We start from the raw sequence: 25,441 nt of genomic DNA, 5'->3' as shown, positions 1-25,441 counted from the left end.
TCGGATGTTCCTCTCCGGCTACTCCGCTTCTCCCGCCGCCGCCACATCCGCCGCCTCGCGCGGGCCGGCCCGGGGCCGCCCCCCCCCCCCCCCGGGAAACGGAGAAAGGGCGGGGCGGGGAGACGGCTCCGCGCAGCGGAACCCGCGGCCCCGCCCCGGGGTCACGTCGAGTCGCGGGGCACGGCGACCGCCCCGAGCAAGTCGTACCGCTCCGCAATCGCCGAAGGCACCCGCACGGCCCGGTCCACCCACCCCGCCAACCGCTCCCCGCTCGGCATCTCGATCCGCACCGAACTCAGCCGCGGCCGCACCAGCCGCCCGATCAGCAGGTCGTCCGCCCCCACCACGGCGACGTCCTCCGGCACCCGCACCCCCGCGTCCAGCAGAGCCCGGACCAGGAGCACCGCGTACTCGTCGTTGTACGCGAACACCCCGTCCAGCCCCAGCTCCCCCCACCGCGCGGCGAGCGCCGCCGCGGACTCCTCCGTGTAGGCCAGGCCCAGCGGGGTGACCTCCGCGCCCGGCGTCGCGCGGGCGCCGGCCAGGCGGGGGCCGGAGAACAGGGCCAGGCCCTCCTCCTCGGGCACGACCACCCCGATCCGGCGGCGGCCGCGTTCGACCAGGTGGGCGGCGGCGCGGGCGCCGACCTCCGCCTGGTCCATCACCAGCGCGTGCGCCCCCGGCACCCGGTCCGGGCCCAGGGTGATCACGGCGCGCGCCCCGGCCCGTTTGAGGGTGTCGACGTTGTGCGCGGAGAGCGCGATCTCGCCGAGGGAGATCACCGCGACGGGCCGCAGCTCGGCCCAGGCGCGGACGGCCTCGTCCCCGGTGAGGCCGAGGCTGCCGTACTGGACGACGGTGTAGTCCAGGCGGCGCAGGGCCCACTGGAGCTCGTTGAGGAAGGCGCTGTACAGGGGCCCGGCCGGCACGTGTGACGTGGGCAGCAGCACGATGCGGGTGTGTCCGGCGCGCAGGCTGCGGGCGGCGGCGTGCGGGACGTAGCCCAGCTCCTCGGCGGCCGCCCGGACCTTGCGGCGGGTGGGTTCGCTGATCCGTACGGCCTCCGCGTTGTTGAGGACGTACGAGACCGTGGCGCGCGAGACGCCCGCGAGCCGGGCCACGTCGGCGCTGGTCGGCGGGGTCTGTGGGTTCTCGGGGTTCTGGGGGTTCGTTGAGTCAGGCATGGCCGTGGCATCTTTCCAGACCGTTGCCGCCCGGGGGCTGGCGGTTGGCCTGAATTGAATGCTACACAGTGGTTACACGAGTTACTTACACGTGTCACCACCACCACTCGCTGCCCAGGAGGGCACCGTGGCCCTTTCGTCCGCCGTCCCCGCCGACACCTCCCCCGCAGCCGCCCCGGGCCGGGGCCTGCTCCCCCTGCTCCTCGTCGCCAACACCGCCATGTACTCCCTGTACATCGGCGTCGGCGGCCTCCTGCTCGCCCTCCAGGTCGAGCACGTCGACCCCGCGCACAAGGTCTCCAACTTCGGCCTGATAGCCGGGGTGTCGGCGATCTTCGCGACGGTCTTCAACCCGGTCGCCGGAGCCCTCTCCGACCGCAGCGGCCGGCGCAACCCGTGGATCCTGGGCGGCGGGCTCGCCGCCGTCCCGGCGATGCTGCTGCTCGGCCTCGCGGACACGATCCTGCTGATCACCCTGGCCTGGTGCCTGGGCCAGGCCGTCATGAACGTCTACCAGGCCGCCCTCACCTCCGTGGTCCCCGACCGGGTGCCGGTGACGGCTCGCGGGAAGGCCTCGGCGGCCGTCGGGCTCGGCCTGCCGTTCGGGTCCGCCGCGGGCGCGCTGGCCGGCGCCGCCTTCTCTGAGGACTACCGCACCGGGTACCTCCTGTTCGGCGCGATCGTGGCGGTCGCCGCGGTGCTGTTCACCGGCTGCACCCGCGAGCGGCGGCTCCCGGCCCGCGCACCGCTGCCCGTACGGGCCCAGCTGGCCGCCTTCGTGAGCGCCCTGCGGGACCACGACTTCCGCTGGGCGTTCATCGGCCGGGCGCTGCTGGTGCTCGGCTACTTCGCGGTGAGCGGCTACCAGTTGTACGTGTTGCAGGACCACACCGTGCTGCCCGGCGGGATGAAGCCCGAGGCGGCGGTGGCGGTGCTGACGCCGCTGACGAGCGTGGCGATGGCCGTCTCGACGGTGCTGGGCGGCTGGCTGTCCGACCGGCTCGACCGGCGCAAGCTGTTCGTGGGCGCCTCGGCCCTGCTGTCGGCGGTCGCGCTGGCCATCCCCGCCGTCTCGCCGAGCTGGCCCGCGATGCTGGCCTTCGCCGTGGTCAACGGGCTGGCGTTCGGCTGCTACATGGCGGTGGACACCGCCCTGGTGACGATGGTCCTGCCCCGGGCCGAGGACGCCGCGCGGGACATGGGCGTGCTCAACGTCGCGAACGCCGGGCCGCAGATCGTCGCGCCCTTCGTCGCCTCCGTGGTCGTGTCGGTGACCGGCGGCTACACCGCGCTGTTCGTCGTCGCCGCCGCGCTGGCCGTGGCGGGGGCGCTGGCCGTACGCCCGATCCGCGGTGTGCGCTGAATCGTTTCCCCTGCTGAACTCCGACACCGATACGCCGACACACCGGCACACCGATCCGAAAGGCACCACCGTGCAGCTGCACACCCACACCTGGGGCGAGGGCGACCGCGTCGCCCTCCTGGTCCACGGCATCATGGCCGACCACCGCACCTGGCGCCGGGTCGGCCCGGCCCTCGCCGGGGCGGGCTACCGGGTGATCGCGGTCGACCTCCGGGGCCACGGGGCCAGCGGGCGGGGCCCGTACACCCCCGAGCTCTTCGCGGACGACCTCGTCGAGACCCTGCCCGCGGGCGCCGACCTGGCCATCGGGCATTCCCTCGGCGGGCTGACCCTGTCGCTGGCGGTGGACCGGCTGAAGCCGCGGCGGGCGGTGTTCTCCGACCCTGCCTGGCATCTGGCCGCCCCCGAGCCGGGCTTCGGGCCGGAGCTGTTCGCACAGTTCAAGACGGCGGGCCGGGAACGGATCCGGGCGCTGAACCCGCGCTGGGATGAGGCGGACGTGGACGTGGAGCTGGCGACGCTGGCGCTGTGGGACGAGGCCACCGCCCTGAGCCTGGCCCCGCTCACCGGGCGGGACCTGCTCCCGGCGGCCCCGGCGGTGCCCTCGCTCGTCCAGCTCGCCGATCCGAGCTTCCTGATCAACCAGGAGCGTGCGGACCTCCTGCGGGAACGCGGCTTCGAGGTCCGTACGGTCACGGGGGCCGGGCACACCGTCCACCGCGACGACTTCGAGGGGTTCATGGCCTCGCTGGAGGGGTGGATCTAGCTCGCCCCGTTCGTTTCTTGCGGATCTTGACGGTCAAGCCCGCGTCGTCCTGTGCCGTGCACCGGCGCCTTGGCGGAGCGACCGTGTACCGGACGCCCTCGGGCGCTCCGCCGAGGCGGCGAGGTGCCGTGCCGGGCGGCGCGGGCCGGGCGAGGTCCGGAAGTGACGGCTCAGGGGGCGTCGTCGACGGCCGGCTCGCGGGAGGTGTCCCGGGGGCCGGCCGCTTCGGCGTTGAGGCGGGCCGCCTGACGGGTGAGGTGGGCGCGCTCGGCCAGGTTCGGGGCCCGGTGGGCGGCTTCGGCGTAGAGCCGGGCGGCGTCGGCCGGGTCGCCGGCCCGGTCGTGGAGCCAGGCGGCGACGGCGGTGTACCGGGGCAGGTCCGGATCGAGCCCGGCCAGTGCGGCGAGGCCGGCGCGCGGGCCGTCGGCCTCGCCGACGGCCACGGCCCGGTTGAGGCGGGCCACGGGGCTGCCGGTGAGGCGGACGAGCTCGTCGTACCACTCGACGATCTGCGGCCAGTCGGTCTCCGCGGCGGTGCGGGCGTCGGCGTGCAGGGCGGCGATGGCGGCCTGGGCCTGGTACTCGCCGAGCCGGTCGCGGGCCAGCGCGCCGTGCAGGATCGTGATGCCCTCGGCGATGGCCGCCGTGTCCCAGCGGCCGCGGTCCTGTTCGGCGAGCGGGACCAGGCTGCCGTCGGGGGCGGTTCTGGCCGGGCGGCGGGCGTGGTGCAGGAGCATCAGGGCGAGCAGCCCGGCCGGTTCGGGGTGGTCGACGGCGGCGGCGAGCCGGCGGGTGAGGCGGATGGCCTCGGCGGCGAGGTCGACGTCACTCGAGTAACCCTCGTTGAAGACCAGGTACAGCACGCGCAGCACGGTCGCGACGTCGCCGGGCCGGTCGAGCCGCACCCCCGAGACGGTCCGTTTGGCGCGGCTGATGCGCTGGGCCATGGTCGCCTCGGGCACGAGGTAGGCGCGGGCGATCTGCCGGGTGGTCAGGCCGCCGACGGCCCGCAGGGTGAGCGCCACGGCCGAGGACGGGGACAGGGCGGGGTGCGCGCACAGGAAGTAGAGGCTGAGGGTGTCGTCGGCCCCCGGCGCGGGGCCCGGCTCCGGCTCGCGGTCGACGCGGTCCTCACGGCGCCGGCGGGCCGAATCTGCACGTGTAACGTCCAGGAACCGCCGCCACGCGACGGTGACCAGCCACCCCCGCGGATCCCGGGGCGGGTCGGCCGGCCAGGTGCGGACGGCGTCGAGCAGCGCTTCCTGTACGGCGTCCTCGGCGGCCGCGAAGTCGGCGCCGCGCCGGACGAGGATGCCGAGGACGGCCGGCGTCAGCTCCCGCAGCAGGGCCTCGTCGACGGCGGGCGGCCGGGCCCCGCCCGGGACGGCGGGGTCCGGGGCGGGGCGGGGGTCGGGGGCGGTCATCGGGGAGCGGTCACTCCGTGATCGTGGGCGGCTCGGACATGAAGGGACGCAGTTCGAGCCACTCGTGGATCGGCCGCCCGCCCGCGCCGGGGGCCGCCGACAGCTCGGCCGCGAGCTCCAGGGCCCGGTCGTGGGTGTCCACGTCGATCACCATCCAGCCGGCGATCAGGTCCTTGGTCTCGGCGAACGGGCCGTCGGTGACGGGCGGGCGCCCCTCGCCGTCATAGCGGACCCAGCTGCCCTCGGGCGCCAGCGCCTGGGCGTCGACGAACTCTCCGGTCTGCTCGAGCTTGGCGGCGAAGTCGCGCATGTACTGGATGTGGGCGGAGACCTCCTGCGGGGTCCAGTGGTCCATGGGGACGTCGTTGCTCGGGGCCGGGGCGCCGCGGTAGTGCTTGAGCAGCAGGTACTTGGCCATGACGGTTCTCCTCGATCCGGTCCGACGCGTCCATTCTGGCCGCGTTCACCCCTGGGACGGAGCCGGCGCCGGGTTCTCGACATCCGCGTCGAAGATTTTTTTCCGGGTCTGTCGGACGGGGCGGACGGAAGCGCCGGCGCCCTGTGCGGCCCCGAGGGGAGGGTGCGGGCCGGGCGGTTTCCCCTTACCGTCGGCATTACCGATCGGTAGGGGGAGGCCGTCCATGGCGGACGAGGTGTCGGGGCTCGGGGAGATGGCGGCGGCGCTGGCCGAAGGCCGCGTGACGTCAAGGGAGTTGACGGAGCGCGCGCTGACCCGGATCGCGGCCGCGCAGCCCTCCCTCAACGCGTTCCGGATCGTCCGCGCCGAGGCCGCGCTCGCCGAGGCGGACGCCGCCGACCTGCGGCTGACCCTCGGGGAGCGGCTGCCGCTGCTGGGCGTGCCCCTGGCCGTCAAGGACGACATGGACGTGGCCGGCGAGCCCACCGCGTTCGGCTGCGCCGGGGAGTTCCCGCCGAAACGGGCCGACGGCGAGGCGGTGCGGCGGCTGCGCCTGGCGGGGGCGGTCGTCGTGGGGAAGACGCAGACGCCCGAGCTGGGCCAGTGGCCCTTCACGGAGGGGCCCGCGTTCGGCGAGACCCGTAACCCGTGGGACACGGCGTACACCCCGGGTGGCTCCTCCGGCGGTTCGGCGGCGGCCGTGGCGGCGGGGCTGGTACCGGCGGCGCTCGGGTCGGACGGTGCGGGGTCGGTGCGCATTCCGGCGGCCTGGACGCACCTGGTGGGGGTCAAGCCCCAGCGGGGCCGGATCTCCACCTGGCCGGAGCCGGAGGCCTTCCACGGCCTCACCGTCAACGGGGTGCTGGCCCGCACGGTCGGGGACGCCGCCCTCCTGCTGGACGCGGCGAGCGGCCCGGCCCCCGGGGACCTGCACCGCCCGGCCCCGGTGTCGGCGGTCGAGGCGGCCGGGCGGCCGCCGGGCCGGCTGCGGATCGCGCTGTCCTTCGGGACGGCCTTCACCGCGACCGCGGGCAAGTCCCCGGACCCGGTGGTGCGCGCGGCGGTGGAGCGGCTGGCCGGGCGGCTGGAGGCGCTGGGCCACGAGGTGGTTCCGGAGGACCCCCGCTACGGCCCGATCGGCCTCACGTTCGCGCCCCGCGCGACCGCCGGCGTACGGGAGCTCGCGGCGCGGGCGCCCGACCCGGCGCTGCTGGACCCGCGCACCCACGGGGCGGCGCGGACGGGCCGGCTGCTGGGCGGTGCGGCGCTGCGGGTGTCGCGGCGGGCCGAGGGGGCGCTGCGCCGCCGGGTCGGGGAGCTGTTCGGCCGGTTCGACGTGGTGCTGACGCCGACGACGGCCACCGGCCCGCTGCGGATCGGCGCCCTGGCGGGGCTGGGGGCGCTGGCCACGGACCGGGCGATGATCGCGGCCTGCCCGTACGCGTGGACCTGGAACGTCCTGGGCTGGCCGGGGATCAGCGTCCCGGCGGGCTTCACCCCGCAGGGGCTGCCGCTCGGCGCCCAACTACTGGGCCCGGCACACTCGGAGCCCCGGCTGCTGTCGCTGGCGGCGCAGCTGGAGGCGGCGGAGGGCTGGGCGGCCCACTGGCCGCCGGGGGCCGCCGTGCGGTGCCCCGCCGGCGGTCCCCGGGGGACGACCGGGAGGGGCGGCCCGGAAGGGTGAGCGCCCCGATCGGACCCATCAGGCCGGTACATGGCGCAGGACGTGATCGACCACAACCAGATCATCCACGGCGAGCCGGACGAGCCCGGCGCGGCCTTCGAGGGGCTGCGCCGGCAGCCGGCGGCGTTCGATCCGCCGGCCGTCCGGGGGGAGGAACTGGTCGCGCGGGACGACCGCGTGGTCGTGCGCACGATCCGGTCCGGTACGCACGGCGGCAGCCACCCGCGCATGCCCGAACCGACGGGCCGGTCCTTCGAGAACGAGGCCATCTGGTGGTTCACCCTGGACGGGGGCGGGATCTCGCAGATCCGCGGGATCAGCGACCGGCTGGGCCTGTTCCCGCAGCCGGTCTGGGACCGGCCCCAGGCGGACTGACCCCGTGCCCGGTGGGGCGGCGGGCGTACTGCCGGACCCTCCGTCCGCTATGTAATGTCACACGGCATGACACTCTTACGTCGTACGGCGCTCGCCGCAGCCCTGCTCGGGATCACCGCCCTCCTGCCGGCCACCACCGCCCACGCGGACACCGCGCCCGCCTGCCCCGCCGGTACGCCCGCGCCCTCCGGGGCGCAGGCCCCGGCCGCGCCCGACCCCGAGCAGGCCCGGCTGTCCGATCCCCGGACGGCCGCCTTCCCCGAGCGGGCCGGGCTCGACGGCTTCGTCCGCCGCTTCCCCGCCGCGCTGTGCGGCGTACGCGACGAGGCCGGGGCGCGGCGGCTGCTCGACACCTGGGGCGAGGCCCTGTACCAGGCCGCCGTGAACCGGGCCCAGGGGCGCCGGCCCGGCGGCGACCTGCCCGACCGGGACGACCGGCCGCTGTACTGGACCCGGCTCGCGATGACCGTCCGACTCGACGCCTGGCGGCCCGGGTTCACCGTGGACAAGGCGGCGCTCAGGTCCCGGTTCGAGGACGCCTCGCGCGGCCTGACCGACAACGCCTTCCGCGGCACCCCGGGGGTTCGGCGGATCTTCGTCAGCGGGTTCGACCCCTTCGGGCTCGACGCCGAACTGCGCCGGGCCAACCCGTCCGGCTCGGCCGCCCTCCAGCTCAACGGCCGTCGCGTCACCCTGGCCGACGGCACGCCCGCCGAGATCCGGGCCGTCGTCCTGCCCGTCCGCTACGCCGACTTCGACGCCGGGATCGTGGAACGGGCCTACGGGCCCCGGCTGGCGGCGGGCCCGCGTTCCGCCGACATGATCACCAGCATCAGCCAGGGCTACCCCGGCCTGTTCACCCTGGAGGACTGGGCGGGCCGCAACCGTTCCGCCGACCCCTACCCGGACAACGTCCGCGCCCTGTCGGGCGGTACGCGCGAACACCCGGCCACCGCCCCCGGCCTGGGCCCCGGGGCGGAGTTCCTGCGCACCAGCCTGCCCACGGACGCGATGACCGCCGTCCAGGCGCCGTTCCCCGTAAGGCTCAACACCACCGTGACGGAGATACCGGCCGGGCAGACGGCCCCGGTGGACCGCGAGGACGGGCCGACGCCGGGCTCCCGCGCCGTCGCCGGCGGGGGCGGCGGCTACCTCTCCAACGAGGTCGCCTACCGCTCCAACCGGCTGCGCCTGGAGCTGCGCCCCGGCCTGCCCGGCGGCCACCTGCACACCCCGGTCCTGACCGGACTGCCCGCCGAGGCCGACCGGTTGACCGGGCCGGAGTTCGAGCGGAACGAGGCCGCGATCACCTCGCAGGTGCTGGAGGTGCTGCGCGCCTCCAGCGGGCCGGGCAGGCCCGGCGGGCCCGGCGCGACTACCGCAGGGCGCTGAACGCCTTCGTGAAGGCCAGCGGCTCCTGGAGCACCGAACTGCACGTGGGCTCAGCGTGGTTGACGGCGCCCGACGGGCACTGCTTGTCGCGGGCGGCGGACCACATCGCGAGGCGCCCCATGCCCTTCGCCGAGGCGAACTCCACGAGCCGGGTCGCGTCGGAGACCGAGAAGACCTCCGACGCGACGTCGTTCACGCCGATCATCGGGGTGACGGCCACGGCCCTCCAGGCCGCCTGGTCGGACAGTCCGAGGACTCCCTTGATCTGGGCCTGGGTGGCCGTCGCGGCCTGGACGGCGTACTGCCCCATGTTCCCGGCGTACGCGGGCCCGTAGTCCATCGCCATGATGTTGACGGAGCCGACGCGCACGCCGTTGGCGCGGGCGTCGGCGAGCAGGGCCACGCCCGGCTGGGTCAGGCCCTCGGGCATCACGGGCAGGGTGAAGGCCACGTCCAGACCGGGGTGGGACTTCTGCAGCCGGGCTATCGCCTGGGCGCGGCGGGTGTTGGCGGCGGTGTCCGGCAGGGCCGCGCCCTCGATGTCGAAGTCGACCTTGGTCAGCCGGTACTGGTCGACGACCTTTCCGTACGCGGCGGCCAGCTCGTCGGCGTTCGCGCAGGCGAGCGCCAGCTCGCGGCCGGAGGCCCCGCCGAAGGACACCCGGACGTCACCGCCCCGGGCGCGCAGTGCGCCGATCTGCCCGGCCACCTGGTCGCCGCCCAGGTCGGTGACCCCGCCCCACATCGGGGTGCAGCCGCCGCCGGCGGTGACGAAGGCGAGGTGGAACTCCTTGACGCCGGTGCGCGTCGCGGTGTCGAGCAGGTCGTAGGCCGGGTACAGGGAGGTGTCGACGTACGGGGCGAACCGCGCCCCGCCGCCGCCACCGGGCGCGGGGGCCGGCGCGGTGGCGGTCGGGGTGGCGCTGGGCCCGGAGGTGGGGGCGGCCGTCCGGGAGGCCGTCGGCGTCGGGGACGCCGAGGCGGTCGGGGCCGGGGGCGGCGTCGGGCGGGTGGTGGGTCGGCCGCCGGGCTGCGGGGTCGCACTCTGGTCGACGGAGCACTTGACCCCGTTGATCAGGCACCCCGTCGGGCTGCCGGGGCCGCCGGACCCGCTCGCGACGAAGCCGACGGTGACGGAGGCCCCGGGCCCCAGCTCCCGGTTCCAGCTCGCGGGCTTCACGGTGACGTGCCGCCCGTCGACGGTGTGGGTGCCGTTCCACAGCGAGTCGATCCGCGTGCCGGCGGGCAGGTCGAACTTGAGCGTCCAGTCCGACTGGGGGCGGTCGGTGGCGTTGGTGATGACGTACTGGCCGGTGTAACCGCCGCTCCAGGAGCTGGAGGTGGTGTACACGGCCCCGACGGAGGTGGCCTGCGCGGTCCCGGTGAACACGAGGGCCGCGCCGCCGATCACCCCCGCCACCACGATCGCGCCCACGGCCTTCGCCTTGCCGCCGGCCCTGCGCCGGTGCCGGGTGCTGCTGCCCATGACGTGCCTGCCTCTGTTACTGGGGAGTTGGGGTGCGGCAGCACGCTAGCCGCCCCGAAACGGACAACTCCCCCTTTCGGGACAGCGACCGCGAGGCTTAGGTTCCGCTTAAGGCAGGCATAGGGAAGAGCTCAGGCGACACGTGCCGCCCTGCGGCCGGGCAGGACGTGCGCCGCACCGGTCAGGCGGGTTGCCAGAGTTCGATGCGGTTGCCCTCCGGGTCGGTGACCCAGCCGAAGCGGCCCACGCCCGGCATGTCCTGGGTTTCCGGGGCCACGTCGGCGCCCTTCTCCCGGAGCTGGGCGAGCATCGCGTCCAGGTCGCGGACGCGGAAGTTGAGCATCGTCTGCTGGGCCCGGGAGCCGAAGTAGTCGGTGTCGGGGTCGAACACCGCGAACACGGTCGGTCCGGTCTCCTGGCGCCACAGGCCGTGCTCGTCGCCGTCCAGGCCCAGGCGGTCGCGGTACCACGCCGTCAGGGCCGCCGGGTCGTTCGCCCGGATGAAGTAGCCGCCGATTCCCAGCACTCGTTCCATTCCGCCATCCTGCCAGTGCGGACGGCCGCCGGGGCCAAGGCGCCACGGCGGGCGCGGGTGGTGGCGGCCTGGTGGCGGTGTGGTGGCGGTGCGGTGGGACGCCTTCGGCCCGTCGGGACCCGCCTGGCCCTCCCCGGGGCCGCGGACCCGCTAACCTCGCCCGGATGACGGCTCTTTCACATCACGGCAACGGTTACGTCGAGCAGCCCGGGCGGGACGGCTTCGCCGCCACCGTCGAGGCCGATCCGCTGGCCATCGGCCGGGTCCGCACCGAGTACGCGCCCGACCCGGACGGGGATCCCGATCCCGGCGAGATCGTGTGGACCTGGGTGCCCTTCGAGGAGAACGACGGCCGGGGCAAGGACCGCCCGGTGCTGGTGGTCGCGCGCGAGGCGGGCGGGACGACCCTGCTCGCCGTGCAGCTGTCCAGCAAGCGGCACGACGCCGACCGGGAGTGGGTCCCGATCGGCTCGGGCCCCTGGGACTCCGCCGGGCGCGACTCCTGGGTGGACGTGGACCGGGTGCTCAGGGTCCACGAGGCGGGCATGCGGCGCGAGGCGTGCGCCCTGGACCGGGGCCGCTTCCAGCTGGTGGTCGACCGGCTCCGGGAGCGCTACGGCTGGGAGTAGTAGGCGTACATCCGGAGCCGGGCCCGGGTCTGGGGCTGGCCCGGCCCCGCCCCCTCACCCCTGCCCGAAAACCCTGGCGAAGGCCTCTCGGGGCCCCGGGTCTCGGTCCAGGACGGCGAAGGCGACGTGGGTGAACGTGCCCGTGAAGCGGTTCGTCAGGAGGTGGTGGAAGGCCTCGGCCACCTGCGCCGGGTCGTTGCGGAACACCCCGCATCCCCAGGCCCCGAGCACCAGCTCCCGGTAGCCGTGCAGTGCGGCCACCTCCAGGACCCGCCCGGCGCGCCGGGCCAGGGCCGCCGGGATCTCCGCCGCGCGCTCCGGCTCCTGGCGGCGGATCGTGCCCGCGTTCGGGGCCGGGGAGGTGAGGAAGCCGACCCGGAACGGGGTGTCCAGCAGTTCGCCCCGGTCGTCGCGGAACACCGGCACCCCGGGTGAGTGGATCACCCGGTCGGTGTAGAAGGTGCTCCTGCCCGCGCGGTGGACCTCGTAGTACTCCGGGGCCTCCAGCAGGGTCTCGTAGAGCGCCGACGCCCGGCACAGCGCCTCCTCCTGCGCCTTGGCCCCCCGTACGTACCCGCCCCCGGGGTTGCGGGCCGAGGCGAAGTTCAGCACCGCGACCGGTCCCCCGCCGGCCCGCTGAGCCAGGCGGCGCGCGGCGACCGTGCTGCTCTCCCCCGTGACCTCGAAGGCCGTCCGGTGGCTCCCTCGGACGGACTCCCCGTCTGGAATGACCGGGTTTGGCCCATATATCCTGGTTCCTGCCTTGGCATCCGCCAGGTCGGCGGCGAGGGAGACCGGCCGCCCCGACCGCGTCCGGTACCCGCCGGCCGCCACGATCAGCGCGTTCTCCCGCGCGATTTCACGCAATCTGCTGCTCACGCCGCAATCCTGGGGCGCGGGCCCGCGGGCGGCAAAGGAATTACCGCCCCGAGGACGGGTAGGCACGGTGACATCACGGCCGACTACAGGAGACGAGGTTCCGGTCATGCCCGAGAACTCGCCCGCTCCATACGTCCACGACCCCGGTCACTCCCCGTACACCCCCCTCGGCGAGGCGGCCGCCGAGGACCTGATCCACGGCATCTGCTTCAAGACCGGCCCGCCCCGCACCCTCGGCGCCGAGCTCGAATGGCTCGTCCTGGACGCGGAACGCCCCTGGCTGCCGCTTCCCCCCGAACGCCTCACTTCCGCCCACGCGGCCGCCCGGGCCCTGCCCCTGAACTCCCGGGTCACCGTCGAACCCGGCGGCCAGCTGGAGCTCAGCTCCGCCCCCGCCGCCTCCCTCACCGGCTGCGTCGAGGGCCTGCGCGCCGACCTCACCGCCGTACGGGGCGCCCTGCGCGAGCGGGGCCTGGTCCTCCACGGCCTCGGCGAGGACCCCCGAAGGCCCCTGCACCGGCTCCTGGCCAGCCCGCGCTACGACGCCATGGAGGCCTACTTCGACCGCACCGGGCCCGCCGGCCGGGCCATGATGCGCGCCTCCGCCTCCGTACAGGTCTGCGTCGACGCCGGCTACGAGGAGCCGGGCCCGCTGGGCTACGGGCGGCGCTGGCGGCTCGCCCACCTGCTGGGCGCCGTCCTGGTCGCCGCCTTCGCCAACTCCCCGGGCCGCGAAGGCCCGTACGAGGGCTGGCGGTGCGCCCGGCAGGGGATCTGGAGCGACATCGACCCCCGGCGCGCCCTCGCCCCGCCGCTGGACGCCGCGCCGCGCGCCGGCTGGGTCCGGCACGCGCTGGACACCGAGGTGATGTGCGTACGGCGTCCCGGCGACGGCTCCTGGGCGGTGCCGCGCGGGCTCACCTTCCGCGACTGGCTGCGCACGGACGGCGCCGGCCCCGGCCCGGCCGGGCGGCGGCCCACCGCCGAGGACCTGGAGTACCACCTCACCACCCTCTTCCCGCCCGTACGGCCGCGCGGCCACCTGGAGCTGCGGATGATCGACGCGCAGCCCGGCGAGGACGGCTGGATCGTCCCCGTCGCGGTGGTGCACGCGCTGTTCGACGACCCGGAGGCCGCCGAGACCGCCTACCGGGCGGTGAAGGCGCTGGCCGACGCCTACGGGCCCCGGTGCGCGCCGCGCAACCCCCTGTGGCGGACCGCCGCCCGCAGGGGACTGGCCGATCCGGACCTGAGGGCGGCGGCCACGGCCTGCTTCGACGCCGCCGCCGAGGCCCTGCCCCGGCTCGGGGCGGACGCGTCCGTCCGGGAGGCGGTCGGGGCCTTCACCGAGCGTTACGTGCGGCGGGGGCGCTGCCCGGCCGACGACGCGGACGACGCCCTGGTCTCCGGGCGCACCAGGGCCGCCGTGAGCCACGCTCCGGCAGCCGTGGAAGACACCGCCCCGGCGGCACCCCGCCGGCGGCCGCCCGCCGCGAAGGGACCGCGCCCGTGACCACCGAGACCCACCCCGACATCCGTCCCGGCGCCCTGCGCGAGCGCGCCGCGGCCGCCCTGGCCGCCGCCCGGGCCCGTACCGCCGGGCTGACCGACGTCGTCGGCGATCCGGACCTGACCGCGCAGCACTCCCCGCTGATGTCGCCGCTGGTCTGGGACCTGGCGCACATCGGGAACCAGGAGGAGCTGTGGCTCCTGCGCAACGTGGCCGGGCGTGAGTTCATGCGCCCCGAGATCAACTCCCTGTACGACGCCTTCCAGCACCCGCGCTCCGAGCGGCCGAGGCTGCCGCTGCTGGAGCCGGAGGAGGCCCGCCGGTACGCGGCCGAGGTCCGCGGCCGGGTGTTCGACCTGCTGGACCGCACTCCGCTGGAGGGGACGGCCCTGCTGGAGAGCGGGTTCGTCTTCGGGATGGTCGCCCAGCACGAACAGCAGCACGACGAGACCATGCTGATCACCCATCAGCTGCGCGCGGGAGCCCCCGTACTGGCGGCTCCGGACCCGGCTCCGCCGCAGGGACCTCCTCCGGAGGCGGCCGAAGTCCTGGTGCCGGGCGGCCCGTTCACCATGGGCACCTCGGCGGAGCCGTGGGCGCTGGACAACGAACGGCCCGCGCACGTCAGGGAGGTGGCCCCGTTCTGGATCGACACGGTCCCCGTGACCAACGCCGCCTACCGGGCGTTCATCGCGGACGGCGGCTACACGGACCCCCGCTGGTGGGCCGCCGAGGGCTGGGAGCAGATCCGCGCCCACGACATCGGGGCGCCGCTGTTCTGGCGGCGCGAGGCCGGCCAGTGGCTGCGCCGCCGGTTCGGGGTGACCGAGCCGGTGCCCGATGAGGAACCGGTTCTGCATGTCAGCTGGTACGAGGCGGACGCCTACGCCCGATGGGCGGGGCGCCGGCTGCCGACCGAGGCCGAGTGGGAGAAGGCGGCCCGCCACGACCCGGCCACGGGCCGCTCCCGCCGCTACCCGTGGGGCGACGCCGACCCCGCCCCCGAGCACGCCAACCTGGGCCAGCGCCACCTGCGGCCGGCCCGCGCGGGCTGCTACCCGGCCGGGGCCTCCCCGCTGGGGGTGCGCCAGCTGATCGGCGACGTGTGGGAGTGGACCTCCTCGGACTTCCTGCCGTACCCGGGGTTCCGGGCCTTCCCGTACCGGGAGTACTCGGAGGTGTTCTTCGGCCCGGAGCACAAGGTGCTGCGGGGCGGCTCGTTCGCGGTGGACCCGGTGGCCTGCCGGGGCACCTTCCGCAACTGGGACCTGCCGGTGCGCCGGCAGATCTTCTCCGGGTTCCGCACCGCGAGGGACGTCTGATGTGCCGTCATCTCGCCTACCTGGGACCGGAGATACCCCTGGCCGGGGTCCTGAGCGATCCGGAGCACTCACTCGTGCGGCAGTCCTGGGCGCCGCGCCGGCAACGGTACGGCACCGTCAACGCGGACGGCTTCGGCGTGGGCTGGTACGCGGCCGGGGACCCCGTCCCGGCGCGCTACCGGCGCGCCGGGCCGATCTGGGGGGACGGGAACCTCGCCGACCTGGCCCGCGTGGTGCGTTCCGGGGCCGTGCTGGCCGCCGTGCGCGACGCCACCTTCGCCGGGGCGGACGGGGAGGCCGCGGCGGCGCCGTTCGCCTCGGGCCCCTGGCTGTTCAGCCACAACGGGGCCCTGCGGGGCTGGCCGGACGCGGCGGCGCCGCTCGCGGCGGGCCTGCCGCCCCACGAGCTGCTGGAGCTGGCCGCGCGCACCGACTCGGCACTGGTGTGGGCGCTGGTGCTGCACCGGCTGCGGCGGGGCGACGACCCGGGCACGGCGCTGGCGGAGCCGGTGCGCGAGCTGGCCGCCGCGGCTCCCGGCTCCCGGCTGAACCTGCTGCTCACCGACGGCGGTTCGATCGCCGCCACCGCCTGGGGCGATTCCCTCTGGTACCTGCCCGCCCGCCCGTCGGGGCGGGTGGTGGTGGCGTCCGAACCGTACGACGACGATCCCGGCTGGTGCGAGGTGCCGGACCGGACCCTGCTGACCGCCACCCGCTCGCGGGTCGCCCTGATCCCCCTCAAGGAGAGCACCCCGTGAGCGACTTCCAGATGACCCGGACCCTCGACGAGCACGCCGCCGACAGGGCGCTGCGCAAGGACGTCCTGAGCGGGATGACCCGCGTCCCCAAGGAGCTGCCGCCGAAGTGGTTCTACGACGCCCGGGGCAGTGAACTCTTCGAGGAGATCACCCGGTTGCCGGAGTACTACCCGACGCGCGCCGAGCGGGAGATCCTGCTGGAGCGGGCCCGGGAGATCGCCGCCGTGAGCGGGGCGCGCACGCTGGTGGAGCTGGGCTCCGGCTCCTCGGAGAAGACGCGGCACCTGATCGAGGCGCTGCCGGCGCTGGAGACGTACGTCCCGGTGGACGTGAGCGAGAGCGCCCTGACGGGGGCGGCCGAGTCCCTGCTGGAGGCGCACCCGGGTCTGAGGGTGCACGCGCTGCTGGCCGACTTCACGGCTCCGCTGCACCTGCCGGACTCCCCCGGGCCTCGTCTGGTGGTGTTCCTGGGCGGCACGATCGGGAACCTGCTGCCGGCCGAGCGGGCGGTGTTCCTGGCGTCCGTGCGGGCGATGCTGTCGCCCGGGGACGCGCTGCTGATGGGGACGGACCTGGTGAAGGACGAGGCCGTGCTGGTGGCGGCGTACGACGACGCGCGGGGGGTGACGGCGGAGTTCGACAAGAACGTGCTGGCGGTGATCGACCGGGAGCTGGGCGCGGACTTCCACACCGCCGACTTCGACCACGTGGCGGTGTGGAACCGGGAGCACGAGTGGATCGAGATGCGGCTGCGGGCCCGGTCGGCGGTGACGGTGAAGATCCGGGCGCTGGACCTGGTGGTGCCGTTCGCCGAGGGTGAGGAGATCCTGACGGAGATCTCGGCGAAGTTCCGTCAGGAGGGGGTACGCCGGGAACTCGCAGAAGCCGGGCTGGAGTTGTGCCACTGGTGGACGGACGCCGAGGGCCGCTTCGCGCTGTCCCTGTCGGTGGCGGACGGTTCGGTGGACTCGGTCGCCGTGGACTGAGCCGGGGCGTACGGGGCCTGCGCGTGCGGGCTCTGCCCGTGAGGGGCCTGCGCGTGAGGGGCCTGCGTGTGCGCGGTCCGTGCGTGTGGCGGGCGCTGCTGGGCGGGTATGCCGGGCAGCGGCGTCCGCTCAGGCGCCCGCGTTCCGAGGACGGCCCGCTGCGCCGCCGCCGCGAGGGCGCGCCGGTCGGCGTGGCGGCCCTCCGGGATCGGGGGCAGGAGGTCCACCTCGGCGCGTACGCCCCGGGCGCGGGCGATCCGCCACAGGGAGGCGGTCAGCGTGTCGTCCCCGACGAAGGCGGGCGCCCCCGCGAACCGTCCGCCGGCCAGCCGGTAGGAGATCCGTACGGGCTGTACGGGGACCCGCGCGTCCAGCGCCGCCTGGAACGCGGCCCGCCGGAAGGGCCCCTGGCCGCGTCCGCACCAGGTGCAGCCCTCGGGGAAGACGGTGACCCGGTCCCCGGCCCGCAGCGCCCGGGCGATGGTGTCCACGGTCCGGGGCAGGGCCCGGATCCGGTCGCGCTCGATGAAGAGGGTGCCCGCCCGGGCGGCGAGCCGGCCGAGCACCGGCCAGCCGCCGATCTCGCTCTTGGCCAGCATCCGGCTGGGCAGGGCGGCGGCGACGAGCGGGATGTCGGTCCAGGAGATGTGGTTGGCGACGATCAGGCGGGCCCCGTCCGGCCCGGGCGTGCCGCGCACGCTGATCCGCAGGCCCAGGGCGCGCAGGAGCGCGGTGCACCAGGCCCGGATCAGCGCGCGCCGGGGCCGGGCGGGCAGCAGCCGGACCGGCGGGGCGGCCGCGACGGCCAGCAGGACCAGCGCCAGGGCGCCGGCGAGCCGCAGCACCGCGTGCGGCACGCTCGCGGCCCGGCCCGGGTGGCCCGCGCAGTCCTGCGGGGTGCAGGGCGCCGTGGGCAGCAGCCAGTTGCTCATGCCGACGGGGCGAGCGAGAGGAAGTGGTTGAGGTAGCGGGGGTTGGTCCGGCGCAGGGAGAGCAGGACGTACAGGTCGGCGCAGCCGAACTCGGCGTCGAGCGCGGGCTCCCCGCAGACCCAGGCCCCCAGGCGGATGTAGCCGCGCAGCAGGGGCGGCAGCTCCAGGCGGCTGCCGGGGAGGGTGACGCCCTCGGGGCTCCAGGGCAGGTGCGGGGTGACCCGGTACTCCTCGGGGGCGAGGTTGCGGGCCAGGACGGTCTCGCGGGTGGCGGCCGCCAGCACCCCGCCGTCGGCGAGCGGTATCGAGCAGCACCCGGCGAGCCAGTTGTGGCCGGTGCGCTCCATGTAGCGGGCGAGGCCGGCCCAGATGAGGGCGATGACGGCGCCGTTGCGGTGGTCGGGGTGGACGCAGGAACGGCCGACCTCGACCAGGTCGGGGCGGATCGGGGCGAGGGCGGAGAGGTCGAACTCGCCCTCGGAGTAGAGGCGTCCGGCGATGGCGGCGCGTTCCGGGGGCAGCAGCCGGTAGGTGCCGACGACCTGGCCGGTCTCCTCGTCGAGGACCAGGAGGTGGTCGCAGTAGGCGTCGAAGGCGTCGGAGTCCAGGCCCGGCTCGGGTCCGTCGAGGCGGGCGCCGAGCTCTCCGGCGAAGACCTGGTGGCGCAGCCGCTGGGCGGCGCGGACCTCGTCCTCGTCGCGGGCGAGGCGGACGGTGTACCGGGAGGCGGCCGGGGGACCGGCGGGGGCTGCGGGGACGGCGGGGGCCGTGGCGGGTGCGGCGGGGGCTGCGGTGGGGACGGCCGGGGCTGCGGGTGCGTGGGGGGACGGGGACAGGGGGGCGATGGTCATGGCTGCTCCTGATCCGGGCACGGGGAGCCGGGCCGCGGGTGGCGGACCCGGCTCCTTTACTTCTTCCGTGACCGGCTGGATTCGACATGACCGCTCTGCGGCCCCCGGATGTGCGGACGCTGAACTCGGCGGACCGGAGCCCAGCTCAGCGGCCCGTCGGATCAGCTGATCATGAGCTGGGCGGACCGGTTCAGCGGTCGGAGTTCAGTACCTGGCCCATGGCGTCGGAGGCCGTCCTCGCCGCCTGCTTGGGGTCCTGGCCGGTGAGCACCGCCGTCATGTAGGGCTTGAGCGGGTTCTTGGACTCGACCTCGGCCCAGCGCGCGGACTTCGGGGTGGCCCGGCCCTGGGCGGCGCCGGCGGCCATCGCGGCGGCGCCCTCGTTGCCCTCGACCACCCGGGCGAGGGTGGTCTTGTTGGGGACGTAGCTCATGGTGCGGGCGAGCTCCGTCTGCCACTTCTCGCTGACCAGGGCAGTGATGAGGTCGACGGCGCGGGCCCGGTTCGGCGTCTTCTCCGGGATGATCAGGTCGGATCCGCCGGTCAGGACGGACCCGGCCTTCTCGGGGGTCTTGCCGGGGATGGGGAAGAAGCCGAGCTTGCCCTTGAGCGCGGGGTTGGCCGCCTCGATCTGGGCCGCCTGCCCGGGCGGGGCGATGATCTGGGCGACCTGGCCGCGCGCGAAGACGTCGGACTGCGGGGGCGTCTCCTCGTCGGCGTTCTTGGGTCCCTTGCCGAGGGCCTGGAGCTGCTTGTAGAAGTCCATGCCGGCCAGGGCCTTCTCGTCGTCGAGGGAGCTGACCCACTGGCCGCCCGTCTCGACGGCCAGGTCGCCGCCCTCGTCCCAGACGAATCCGGCGAGGACGTACCAGTTCTGGCCGGGGAGGTAGATGCCCTGCTGGTCGCCCTTGTCGAGCTTCTGGGTGTCGGCGATCCACTCCTGGCGGGTCTTGGGCGGGGTCTTGATCCCGGCGTTCGCGAAGAGGTCCTTGTTGTAGATCACCACCCGGTTGGCCGCGTACCAGGGAACTCCGTACTGGGCGCCGTTGACGCTGCCGGGGTCGGAGAGGCCCTTGAGCCAGTCCTTGCTGCCCCATTCGCGCAGGCCCTCCAGGGTGAGTTCGGAGAGGCCGCCGGTCTCGACGTACTGGGCCACCTGGGTGTTGCCGACCTCGATGACGTCGGCGTGGTCCTTGCTCTTGCCGGAGAGGACGGCGTTGACCTTGTCGCCTATGCCCTTCCACTCCTGGATCCGCACGTCCAGGTCGACGCCGGGGTGCTGCTTCTCGAAGTCGGCGGTGAACTTCCCGACGAAGTCGTCCGACGCGCTGCCCTTCATCAGCCACAGGGTCACCTTCTCGGACCCGCCGTCCGATCCGGCCAGAGCGCCGCAGCCGGCGGTCAGGGCGGTCGCGGCCGTGAGGGCCGTGCACACGGCGAGGAAGCGCTTCTTCACGAGGGTCACCTTCTGGGCTGGATCTCAGTTGGCTTGAAATTGGCATAGACCAATGGTCCGGTCAAGGGGCTTCCCACCGGGATTGTTCACGCAAAGTTCGCGGACCGGTGCTTACTGGGGCACCGTGGAACAAGGCAAAAGCGACGAACGGCGGGAGACCCCCATGTCCAACCACACCTACCGGGTGACCGAGATCGTCGGCACCTCCCACGAGGGGATCGATCAGGCCATCCGGAACGGGATCACGCGCGCCGGGGAGACCCTGCGCAACCTGGACTGGTTCGAGGTCACGCAGGTGCGCGGGCACATCGAGAACGGACAGGTCGCGCACTACCAGGTCGGACTGAAGGTGGGCTTCCGCCTCGACGGAGAGGGCTGACGCGGAGGCAACGGGGGCGCACGCCGTCCCCCCGCACCCGTCCCCGCACGGCCATCCCCGCGTGGCCGGCGGCCCGGCGGACGGGGCGCGCGGCCCTGCGCCTAGGCTGCGGCCATGACCGAGACCACCGCACCCCGCCGTCCGCTGGCCGTCTTCGACATCGACAACACCCTGGCCGACACCGGCCACCGCCAGCACTTCCTGGAACGCCGGCCCCGCGACTGGGACGGCTTCTTCGGCGCGGCCCCGGCCGACCCGCCGCTCGCGCGGGGCGTGGAGCTGGCGGCCGAGAGCGCGGCCGACTGCGAGGTCGTGTACCTGACCGGCCGGCCGGAGCGCTGCCGGGCCGACACCGCCGACTGGCTGACCCGGCACGGGCTGCCCGAGGGCCGGGTGTGGATGCGGGGCGACCGGGACCGCCGGCCGGCCCGGGAGACCAAGCTGGAGGTGCTCCAGCGGATCGCGCGCGGCCGCGAGGTGCGGGTGCTCGTCGACGACGACCAGCTCGTGTGCCAGGCCGCCCGCGCCGCCGGTTTCACGGTGCTCCTGGCGGACTGGGCGGCGCCCGCGCCGGAGCTCAAGAGCGCGCAGGAGAGCGAGGGCGGCAGCCGCACCTGAGGCCCGGGGGCCGGCCCCGGGGAATCACCCCGGGCGCCGGGCGTTGAACACGGGTGTGAGCCTGAGAATCTCGATCCTCGACCGGTCCCGCGTCCGCGCCGGACACTCCGCCGCCGAGGCGCTGCGCGACACCGTGGAGCTGGCCCGGGCGGCGGAGGAGTTCGGCTACCACCGCTTCTGGGTCTCGGAGCACCACAGCGTGCCCGGGGTCGCCGGTTCGGCCCCCACCGTCCTGGCGGCGGCCGTGGCGGCGGCCACCCGGCGGATCCGGGTCGGCACGGGCGGGGTGATGCTGCCCAACCACCTGCCGCTGGTGGTCGCCGAGCAGTTCGGGGTGCTGGAGGCGCTGTTCCCCGGCCGGATCGACATGGGCCTGGGCCGCTCGGTCGGCTTCACCGGGGGCATCCGCCGCGCCCTGGGCCGTGACACCGGTGACGCCGACCGGTTCGAGGAGCAGCTGGCCGAGCTGCTGGGCTGGATCGACGGCAGCCAGCGGGCCCACCCCGAGGTGCACGCCCGCCCGGCGGAGGGGCTGCGGATCCCGCCCTTCGTCCTGGCCACCGGCGCGGGTGCGTCGATCGCCGCCCGGGCCGGGCTGCCCGTGGTGGTCGGCGACCTGCGGGCCCGGTCCCGGGTGGCGGAGGCCGTCGCCGCCTACCGGAGGGAGTTCCGGCCGTCCGCGTGGGCCGCCGAGCCGTACGTGGTGGTCTCCGGGACCGTGGCGGTGGCGGAGAGCGCGGAGGCCGCCCGGCGGATCCTGCTGCCCGAGGCCTGGTCCCTCGCGCACTCCCGGACCCGGGGCAGCTTCCCGCCCCTGCGGCCGGCCGAGGAGGTCGAGGCGCTGGAGCTCGGCCCCAAGGAGCGCGAGCTGTACGAGGGTGCGCTCGGCGGGCACATCGCCGGGACGGAGGAGGAGGTGGGGGCCGCCCTGGCCGGGCTGGCGGAGGCCACCGGCGCGGACGAGCTGCTGGTCACCACCTCCACGTACGACCGGGAGGCCCTCCTGGACTCCTTCCGCAGGCTGTCCCGGGTCGCCGGGCTCCGGTAGGTCCGGCCGCGCCGGCCGGTTCCGTACGGCACTAAACTGGGGCGAATGCGCCAGCCTTCCACCGATGCCCCCGCCGTCCCCCGGGACACCCCCGACGCCTGCGTACGGGTCCGCGGTGCCCGGGAGCACAACCTGCGCGGGGTGGACGTGGACATCCCCCGCGACACCCTGACCGTCTTCACCGGGGTGTCCGGCTCCGGGAAGAGCTCCCTGGCCTTCGGCACCCTCTACGCCGAGGCCCAGCGGCGGTACTTCGAGTCGGTGGCCCCGTACGCCCGGCGCCTGATCCACCAGATCGGCGCGCCGAGGGTGGACTCGGTGACCGGGCTGCCGCCCGCCGTCTCCCTGGAGCAGCGGCGCTCCTCCCCCGGGTCGCGCTCGTCGGTGGGGACCGTGACCCTGCTCTCCAACTCCCTGCGCATGCTGTTCTCCCGGGCCGGTGACTACCCGCCGGGTGCCGAGCGGCTCGACTCCGACTGCTTCTCCCCCAACACCGCCTCGGGCGCCTGCCCTTCCTGTCACGGGCTGGGCCGGATCCACCGCACGAGCGAGGAACTCCTCGTGCCCGACCCCTCGCTGTCGATCCGTCAGGGTGCCATCGCCGCGTGGCCGGGGGCCTGGCAGGGCAAGAACCTGCGGGACGTCCTGGAGGTGCTCGGGCACGACGTGGACCGGCCCTGGCGGGAGCTGCCGGCCGAGGAGCGGGAGTGGATCCTGTTCACCGAGGAGCAGCCGGTGGTGACCGTGCACCCGGTGCGGGACGCGGACCGGATCCAACGCCCCTACCAGGGCACGTACATGAGCGCCCACCGCTATGTGATGCGGACCTTCTCCGACACCAAGAGCGCCACCCTGCGGGCCCGGGCCGAGAAGTTCCTCGACGACGCCCCCTGCCCGGCCTGCGAGGGGCGGCGGCTGCGGCCGGAGGCCCTCGCGGTGACCTTCGCGGGCCGCACGATCGCGGAGCTGGCGGCGCTGGCACTGGGCGAGCTGGACGGCGTACTGGCCGCGGCGGAGCCGGCCACGGAGGCCGGGCGGGTGCTGGCGGCGGACGTGCGGGCGCGGATCGCGCCGGTCACGGAGCTGGGCCTGGGCTATCTGAGCCTGGACCGGACCGCGCCCAGCCTGTCGGCCGGGGAACTCCAGCGGCTGCGGCTGGCGACCCAGTTGCGGTCGGGGCTGTTCGGGGTGGTGTACGTCCTGGACGAGCCGTCGGCGGGGCTGCACCCGGCCGACACCGAGGCGCTGCTGGGCGTGCTGGAGCGGCTCAAGGCGGCGGGGAACACGGTGTTCGTGGTGGAGCACCACCTGGACGTGGTGCGGCGCGCGGACTGGCTGGTGGACGTCGGGCCGCTGGCCGGGGAGCACGGCGGCCGGGTCCTGTACAGCGGGCCGCCCGGGGGCCTGGCCGGGGTCGCGGAGTCGGCGACGGCCCGGCACCTGTTCGCGCCGGCCGCCGCCTGCGGGCCCTCCCGGCCGGTGCGCACCGCCACCGGATCGGTCCGGCTGGAGGGTGTCCGGCGGCACAACCTCCGTGATCTGACTGCCGAGTTCCCGCTCGGGGTCTTCACCGCCGTCACCGGCGTGTCGGGGTCCGGGAAGTCCACCCTGGTCGGCCAGGTGCTCGCGCAGGAGGTGGCCGGCCGGCTGGCCGAGGCCGACTTCCCGGTGCGCCGTCTCGTGGAGGTGGACCAGAAGCCGATCGGGCGGACGCCGCGTTCCAACCTGGCCACGTACACGGGGCTGTTCGACGTGGTGCGCAAGCTGTTCACGGCGGCCCCGCAGGCGCGGGAGCGCTGCTGGAAGGCGGGCCGGTTCTCCTTCAACGTGCCGGGCGGGCGCTGTGAGACCTGCCAGGGCGAGGGGTTCGTCTCGGTGGAGCTGCTGTTCCTGCCCAGTACGTACGCCCCGTGTCCGCAGTGCGCGGGCGCCCGGTACAACGCGGAGACCCTGGAGGTGCGTTACGGGGGGCTGGACATCGCGGAGGTGCTCGGGCTGACGGTGGAGGCGGCCGCCTCCTTCTTCGCGGAGGTCCCGGCGGCGGCGCGCAGTCTGCGCGCGCTGGAGGAGATCGGCCTGGGCTACCTGCGGCTGGGGCAGCCGGCCACCGAGCTGTCGGGCGGCGAGGCGCAGCGGATCAAGCTGGCCACGGAGCTCCAGCGGCTGCGCCGCGACCACACCCTGTACCTGCTGGACGAGCCGACGACGGGGCTGCACCCGGCCGATGTGCGGGTGCTGCTGCGGCAGTTGCACGGGCTGGTGGACGCGGGGCATTCGGTGGTGGTCGTGGAGCACGACATGGACGTGGTGGCGGGGGCCGACTGGGTGATCGACCTGGGGCCGGGCGGCGGGACGGAGGGCGGCCGGATCACGGCCTGCGGGCCGCCGGCGGAGGTGGCCGCCTCGGCCGCCGGCCGTACGGCCCCCTACCTGGCGCGGGCGCTCGCGCGGTAGGGCCTGTCGTCAAACTCCCGTCGTCGCCCGAAGGGCGGCCCCGCGGCGTCTGGTGCGTGCTCTCGGTGTGCCGGACGGAAGCCCGCGTACTGGACGTACTTGGCTTTCGCCCGGTGCGGCGAGAGCGCGTGCCAGGCGTCGCGGGGCAGACGGGAGTTTGACGACAGGCCCTAGGTCACTGCGCGTCCCCGGGCAGCAGGCGCTGCGGGAGTTCGCGGAAGGCCCAGTTCCCGCGGCTGCGGGTGAGGGTCCAGACGAGGTCGCCGCGGTCGGGCCAGGCCGCGGGCAGGCCCCGGACGCGGTGGGCGCCCAGGGCGTGGACGAGGCGGGGGATCCCGGCCGGCTCCCAACACAGCAGGACGGGCGCCGGGGCGTCCAGCGCGGCCCGGGCGGCGCCGGCCTCGGCGCCGAGCTCGAACCGGTCCCGTACGGACAGCCGCAGCGCGGTGGCCAGGGGTGCCAGGGTCTGCCGGCAGCGGGCGGGGGCGGACTGCGGTCCCCCGGTGGCGAAGAGGGCGGCGGGCCGGGGCAGCGGGGCTCCGTGGGAGGGGCCGAACAGCCGGTGGAGCTCCTCGGCGCGGCGGCGGCCCCGCCCGGCGAGGGAGCCGGGGTCCTCATTGCCCTCGTCGTCCTCGCCGGTGGCTCCGGGATGGGGCTTCTCCGCGTGCGTGATCAGCATGACGAGGGCGTCCCTGGCGGGCGGCTGCGGCCCGGGCGCGGGGGCGCAGCGCTCCCGCCCCGCACACCCGGCCGCCGCGAGGGGCGCCAGGGCGGCCAGGGCGGCGAGCAGGGTACGGCGGTGCGGTTCGGGGGCGGCGGGCATGCGCCCACTGTGCCCCGCCGGGCGGAGCGGGCGGGGGCGCGGCGCGGCCGAGGGCGCCCGCGTGCGCCCGGTCGGCGGATCGGCCCGGCCGGGCGGCCGCGTGCGCCGGGTGCCCCGGGCGGCCGCGTGCCCCGGGCGGCCCGGCGCACGCGGAGGGCCGCCGGAGGGG

22 protein-coding genes and 2 pseudogenes are annotated in these 25,441 nt (G+C 75.4%); 14 read left to right on the top strand and 10 right to left on the bottom strand.

What is annotated here, in order from left to right; translation table 11 throughout:
- Positions 1 to 161: 161 nt before the first annotated feature.
- Positions 162 to 1,184, bottom strand: a complete 1,023-nt coding sequence (locus tag AB0O29_RS15465; RefSeq protein WP_365151767.1) for a LacI family DNA-binding transcriptional regulator — start codon at positions 1,182 to 1,184, stop codon at positions 162 to 164.
- A gap of 127 nt (positions 1,185 to 1,311) precedes the next feature.
- On the opposite strand from AB0O29_RS15465, the gene AB0O29_RS15460 reads away from it, so the two are divergent.
- Both AB0O29_RS15460 and AB0O29_RS15455 read left to right on the top strand, forming a co-directional pair.
- Positions 1,312 to 2,547, top strand: a complete 1,236-nt coding sequence (locus tag AB0O29_RS15460) for an MFS transporter (RefSeq protein ID WP_365151765.1) — start codon at positions 1,312 to 1,314, stop codon at positions 2,545 to 2,547.
- A gap of 70 nt (positions 2,548 to 2,617) precedes the next feature.
- Positions 2,618 to 3,313, top strand: a complete 696-nt coding sequence (locus tag AB0O29_RS15455; RefSeq protein WP_365151764.1) for an alpha/beta fold hydrolase — start codon at positions 2,618 to 2,620, stop codon at positions 3,311 to 3,313.
- 170 nt (positions 3,314 to 3,483) lie between these two features.
- On the opposite strand, the gene AB0O29_RS15450 is transcribed toward AB0O29_RS15455, so the two are convergent.
- On the bottom strand, positions 3,484 to 4,737 hold the full coding sequence (locus tag AB0O29_RS15450) for a DUF6596 domain-containing protein (RefSeq protein ID WP_365151762.1): 1,254 nt from the start codon (positions 4,735 to 4,737) through the stop codon (positions 3,484 to 3,486).
- Positions 4,738 to 4,747: 10 nt separating this feature from the next.
- Positions 4,748 to 5,155 (bottom strand): YciI family protein, encoded by a 408-nt coding sequence (locus tag AB0O29_RS15445; RefSeq protein ID WP_365151760.1) that lies wholly within the window; start codon positions 5,153 to 5,155, stop codon positions 4,748 to 4,750.
- A 223-nt stretch (positions 5,156 to 5,378) separates the two neighbouring features.
- Between AB0O29_RS15445 and AB0O29_RS15440 the strand changes: the two genes are divergently transcribed.
- The 3 genes and pseudogenes from AB0O29_RS15440 (at position 5,379) to AB0O29_RS15430 (ending at position 8,606) form a co-directional block, all read left to right on the top strand.
- Positions 5,379 to 6,839 (top strand): amidase, encoded by a 1,461-nt coding sequence (locus AB0O29_RS15440; protein ID WP_365151758.1) that lies wholly within the window; start codon positions 5,379 to 5,381, stop codon positions 6,837 to 6,839.
- A 27-nt stretch (positions 6,840 to 6,866) separates the two neighbouring features.
- Positions 6,867 to 7,214 (top strand): annotated as a pseudogene (locus tag AB0O29_RS15435) (ester cyclase); the annotation flags it as partial.
- 66 nt (positions 7,215 to 7,280) lie between these two features.
- Positions 7,281 to 8,606: a pyroglutamyl peptidase gene (locus AB0O29_RS15430; RefSeq protein WP_365151756.1), complete on the top strand. Its 1,326-nt coding sequence runs from the start codon at positions 7,281 to 7,283 to the stop codon at positions 8,604 to 8,606.
- Here the strand turns inward: AB0O29_RS15430 and AB0O29_RS15425 are convergent.
- On the bottom strand, positions 8,590 to 10,092 hold the full coding sequence (locus tag AB0O29_RS15425) for a cellulose binding domain-containing protein (RefSeq protein WP_365151754.1): 1,503 nt from the start codon (positions 10,090 to 10,092) through the stop codon (positions 8,590 to 8,592). The two genes, AB0O29_RS15430 and AB0O29_RS15425, sit on opposite strands and share 17 nt — an antisense overlap.
- A gap of 181 nt (positions 10,093 to 10,273) precedes the next feature.
- Positions 10,274 to 10,627, bottom strand: a complete 354-nt coding sequence (locus tag AB0O29_RS15420; protein ID WP_365151752.1) for a VOC family protein — start codon at positions 10,625 to 10,627, stop codon at positions 10,274 to 10,276.
- Positions 10,628 to 10,791: 164 nt separating this feature from the next.
- Here AB0O29_RS15420 and AB0O29_RS15415 point away from each other — a divergent pair, with 164 nt between their 5' ends.
- Positions 10,792 to 11,256: a type II toxin-antitoxin system PemK/MazF family toxin gene (locus AB0O29_RS15415; protein WP_365151750.1), complete on the top strand. Its 465-nt coding sequence runs from the start codon at positions 10,792 to 10,794 to the stop codon at positions 11,254 to 11,256.
- 54 nt (positions 11,257 to 11,310) lie between these two features.
- On the opposite strand, the gene AB0O29_RS15410 is transcribed toward AB0O29_RS15415, so the two are convergent.
- Positions 11,311 to 12,135, bottom strand: a complete 825-nt coding sequence (locus AB0O29_RS15410) for a TIGR02452 family protein (RefSeq protein ID WP_365151748.1) — start codon at positions 12,133 to 12,135, stop codon at positions 11,311 to 11,313.
- Positions 12,136 to 12,241: 106 nt separating this feature from the next.
- Here AB0O29_RS15410 and egtA point away from each other — a divergent pair, with 106 nt between their 5' ends.
- From egtA to egtD, 4 genes are read left to right on the top strand one after another with little or no spacing between them, the layout of a single operon-like run.
- Positions 12,242 to 13,648 carry an ergothioneine biosynthesis glutamate--cysteine ligase EgtA gene (egtA, locus tag AB0O29_RS15405; RefSeq protein WP_365151747.1) on the top strand — a complete coding sequence of 469 codons (1,407 nt, stop codon included), beginning with the start codon at positions 12,242 to 12,244 and terminating at the stop codon, positions 13,646 to 13,648.
- Positions 13,645 to 14,967, top strand: a complete 1,323-nt coding sequence (gene egtB, locus AB0O29_RS15400; protein WP_365151745.1) for an ergothioneine biosynthesis protein EgtB — start codon at positions 13,645 to 13,647, stop codon at positions 14,965 to 14,967. Before egtA ends, egtB begins: the two co-directional genes overlap by 4 nt.
- Entirely contained in the window at positions 14,967 to 15,725 is a 759-nt protein-coding gene (gene egtC / locus AB0O29_RS15395; protein WP_365151743.1) for an ergothioneine biosynthesis protein EgtC, read from the top strand. Before egtB ends, egtC begins: the two co-directional genes overlap by 1 nt.
- Positions 15,722 to 16,711 (top strand): L-histidine N(alpha)-methyltransferase, encoded by a 990-nt coding sequence (gene egtD, locus AB0O29_RS15390; protein WP_365151741.1) that lies wholly within the window; start codon positions 15,722 to 15,724, stop codon positions 16,709 to 16,711. The genes egtC and egtD overlap by 4 nt, the downstream gene beginning before the upstream one ends.
- 347 nt (positions 16,712 to 17,058) lie before the next feature.
- Here egtD and AB0O29_RS15385 read toward each other — a convergent pair.
- From AB0O29_RS15385 to AB0O29_RS15375, 3 genes and pseudogenes are all read right to left on the bottom strand, one after another.
- Positions 17,059 to 17,643, bottom strand: a pseudogene (locus AB0O29_RS15385) (lysophospholipid acyltransferase family protein); the annotation flags it as partial.
- Entirely contained in the window at positions 17,640 to 18,494 is an 855-nt protein-coding gene (locus AB0O29_RS15380; RefSeq protein ID WP_365151739.1) for a GNAT family N-acyltransferase, read from the bottom strand. The gene AB0O29_RS15380 and the pseudogene AB0O29_RS15385, both read right to left, overlap by 4 nt.
- Positions 18,495 to 18,684: 190 nt before the next feature.
- Positions 18,685 to 19,950, bottom strand: coding sequence for an extracellular solute-binding protein (locus AB0O29_RS15375; RefSeq protein WP_365151737.1), 1,266 nt, complete (start codon positions 19,948 to 19,950; stop codon positions 18,685 to 18,687).
- A 163-nt stretch (positions 19,951 to 20,113) separates the two neighbouring features.
- Here AB0O29_RS15375 and AB0O29_RS15370 point away from each other — a divergent pair, with 163 nt between their 5' ends.
- The 4 genes from AB0O29_RS15370 (at position 20,114) to AB0O29_RS15355 (ending at position 24,449) form a co-directional block, all read left to right on the top strand.
- The gene (locus tag AB0O29_RS15370) at positions 20,114 to 20,329 is read left to right on the top strand and encodes a dodecin (RefSeq protein WP_365151735.1); all 216 of its coding nucleotides are present in this window, start codon (positions 20,114 to 20,116) and stop codon (positions 20,327 to 20,329) included.
- 114 nt (positions 20,330 to 20,443) lie between these two features.
- Entirely contained in the window at positions 20,444 to 20,947 is a 504-nt protein-coding gene (locus tag AB0O29_RS15365; protein ID WP_365151733.1) for a hypothetical protein, read from the top strand.
- A 55-nt stretch (positions 20,948 to 21,002) separates the two neighbouring features.
- Positions 21,003 to 21,995 (top strand): MsnO8 family LLM class oxidoreductase, encoded by a 993-nt coding sequence (locus AB0O29_RS15360; protein ID WP_365151731.1) that lies wholly within the window; start codon positions 21,003 to 21,005, stop codon positions 21,993 to 21,995.
- 45 nt (positions 21,996 to 22,040) lie between these two features.
- Complete coding sequence (locus AB0O29_RS15355) at positions 22,041 to 24,449, top strand: excinuclease ABC subunit UvrA (RefSeq protein WP_365151729.1); 2,409 nt, start codon at positions 22,041 to 22,043, stop codon at positions 24,447 to 24,449.
- A 175-nt stretch (positions 24,450 to 24,624) separates the two neighbouring features.
- Here the strand turns inward: AB0O29_RS15355 and AB0O29_RS15350 are convergent, their stop codons facing one another.
- Positions 24,625 to 25,272: a hypothetical protein gene (locus tag AB0O29_RS15350; RefSeq protein WP_365151727.1), complete on the bottom strand. Its 648-nt coding sequence runs from the start codon at positions 25,270 to 25,272 to the stop codon at positions 24,625 to 24,627.
- Positions 25,273 to 25,441: the final 169 nt, after the last annotated feature.

Origin of the sequence: Streptomyces sp. NPDC089915 (assembly GCF_040684675.1) — a bacterium.
Taxonomy (GTDB): domain Bacteria; phylum Actinomycetota; class Actinomycetes; order Streptomycetales; family Streptomycetaceae; genus Streptomyces.
The sequence above is the reverse complement of the archived record's forward strand: the minus strand, read 5'-3'. Positions and strand labels throughout refer to the sequence as shown.

Excerpts from the sequence above, each read along its gene's own strand:
- AB0O29_RS15365 (WP_365151733.1), top strand. The coding sequence starts at position 20,444 with ATGACCGAGACCACCGCACCCCGCCGTCCGCTGGCCGTCTTCGACATC.
- AB0O29_RS15430 (WP_365151756.1), top strand. The coding sequence starts at position 7,281 with ATGACACTCTTACGTCGTACGGCGCTCGCCGCAGCCCTGCTCGGGATC.
- AB0O29_RS15355 (WP_365151729.1), top strand. The coding sequence starts at position 22,041 with ATGCGCCAGCCTTCCACCGATGCCCCCGCCGTCCCCCGGGACACCCCC.
- AB0O29_RS15465 (WP_365151767.1), bottom strand. The coding sequence starts at position 1,184 with ATGCCTGACTCAACGAACCCCCAGAACCCCGAGAACCCACAGACCCCG.
- AB0O29_RS15380 (WP_365151739.1), bottom strand. The coding sequence starts at position 18,494 with ATGACCATCGCCCCCCTGTCCCCGTCCCCCCACGCACCCGCAGCCCCG.
- AB0O29_RS15420 (WP_365151752.1), bottom strand. The coding sequence starts at position 10,627 with ATGGAACGAGTGCTGGGAATCGGCGGCTACTTCATCCGGGCGAACGAC.
- AB0O29_RS15425 (WP_365151754.1), bottom strand. The coding sequence starts at position 10,092 with ATGGGCAGCAGCACCCGGCACCGGCGCAGGGCCGGCGGCAAGGCGAAG.
- AB0O29_RS15445 (WP_365151760.1), bottom strand. The coding sequence starts at position 5,155 with ATGGCCAAGTACCTGCTGCTCAAGCACTACCGCGGCGCCCCGGCCCCG.
- egtA (WP_365151747.1), top strand. The coding sequence starts at position 12,242 with ATGCCCGAGAACTCGCCCGCTCCATACGTCCACGACCCCGGTCACTCC.
- egtC (WP_365151743.1), top strand. The coding sequence starts at position 14,967 with ATGTGCCGTCATCTCGCCTACCTGGGACCGGAGATACCCCTGGCCGGG.
- AB0O29_RS15440 (WP_365151758.1), top strand. The coding sequence starts at position 5,379 with ATGGCGGACGAGGTGTCGGGGCTCGGGGAGATGGCGGCGGCGCTGGCC.
- AB0O29_RS15370 (WP_365151735.1), top strand. The coding sequence starts at position 20,114 with ATGTCCAACCACACCTACCGGGTGACCGAGATCGTCGGCACCTCCCAC.
- AB0O29_RS15415 (WP_365151750.1), top strand. The coding sequence starts at position 10,792 with ATGACGGCTCTTTCACATCACGGCAACGGTTACGTCGAGCAGCCCGGG.
- AB0O29_RS15450 (WP_365151762.1), bottom strand. The coding sequence starts at position 4,737 with ATGACCGCCCCCGACCCCCGCCCCGCCCCGGACCCCGCCGTCCCGGGC.
- AB0O29_RS15350 (WP_365151727.1), bottom strand. The coding sequence starts at position 25,272 with ATGCCCGCCGCCCCCGAACCGCACCGCCGTACCCTGCTCGCCGCCCTG.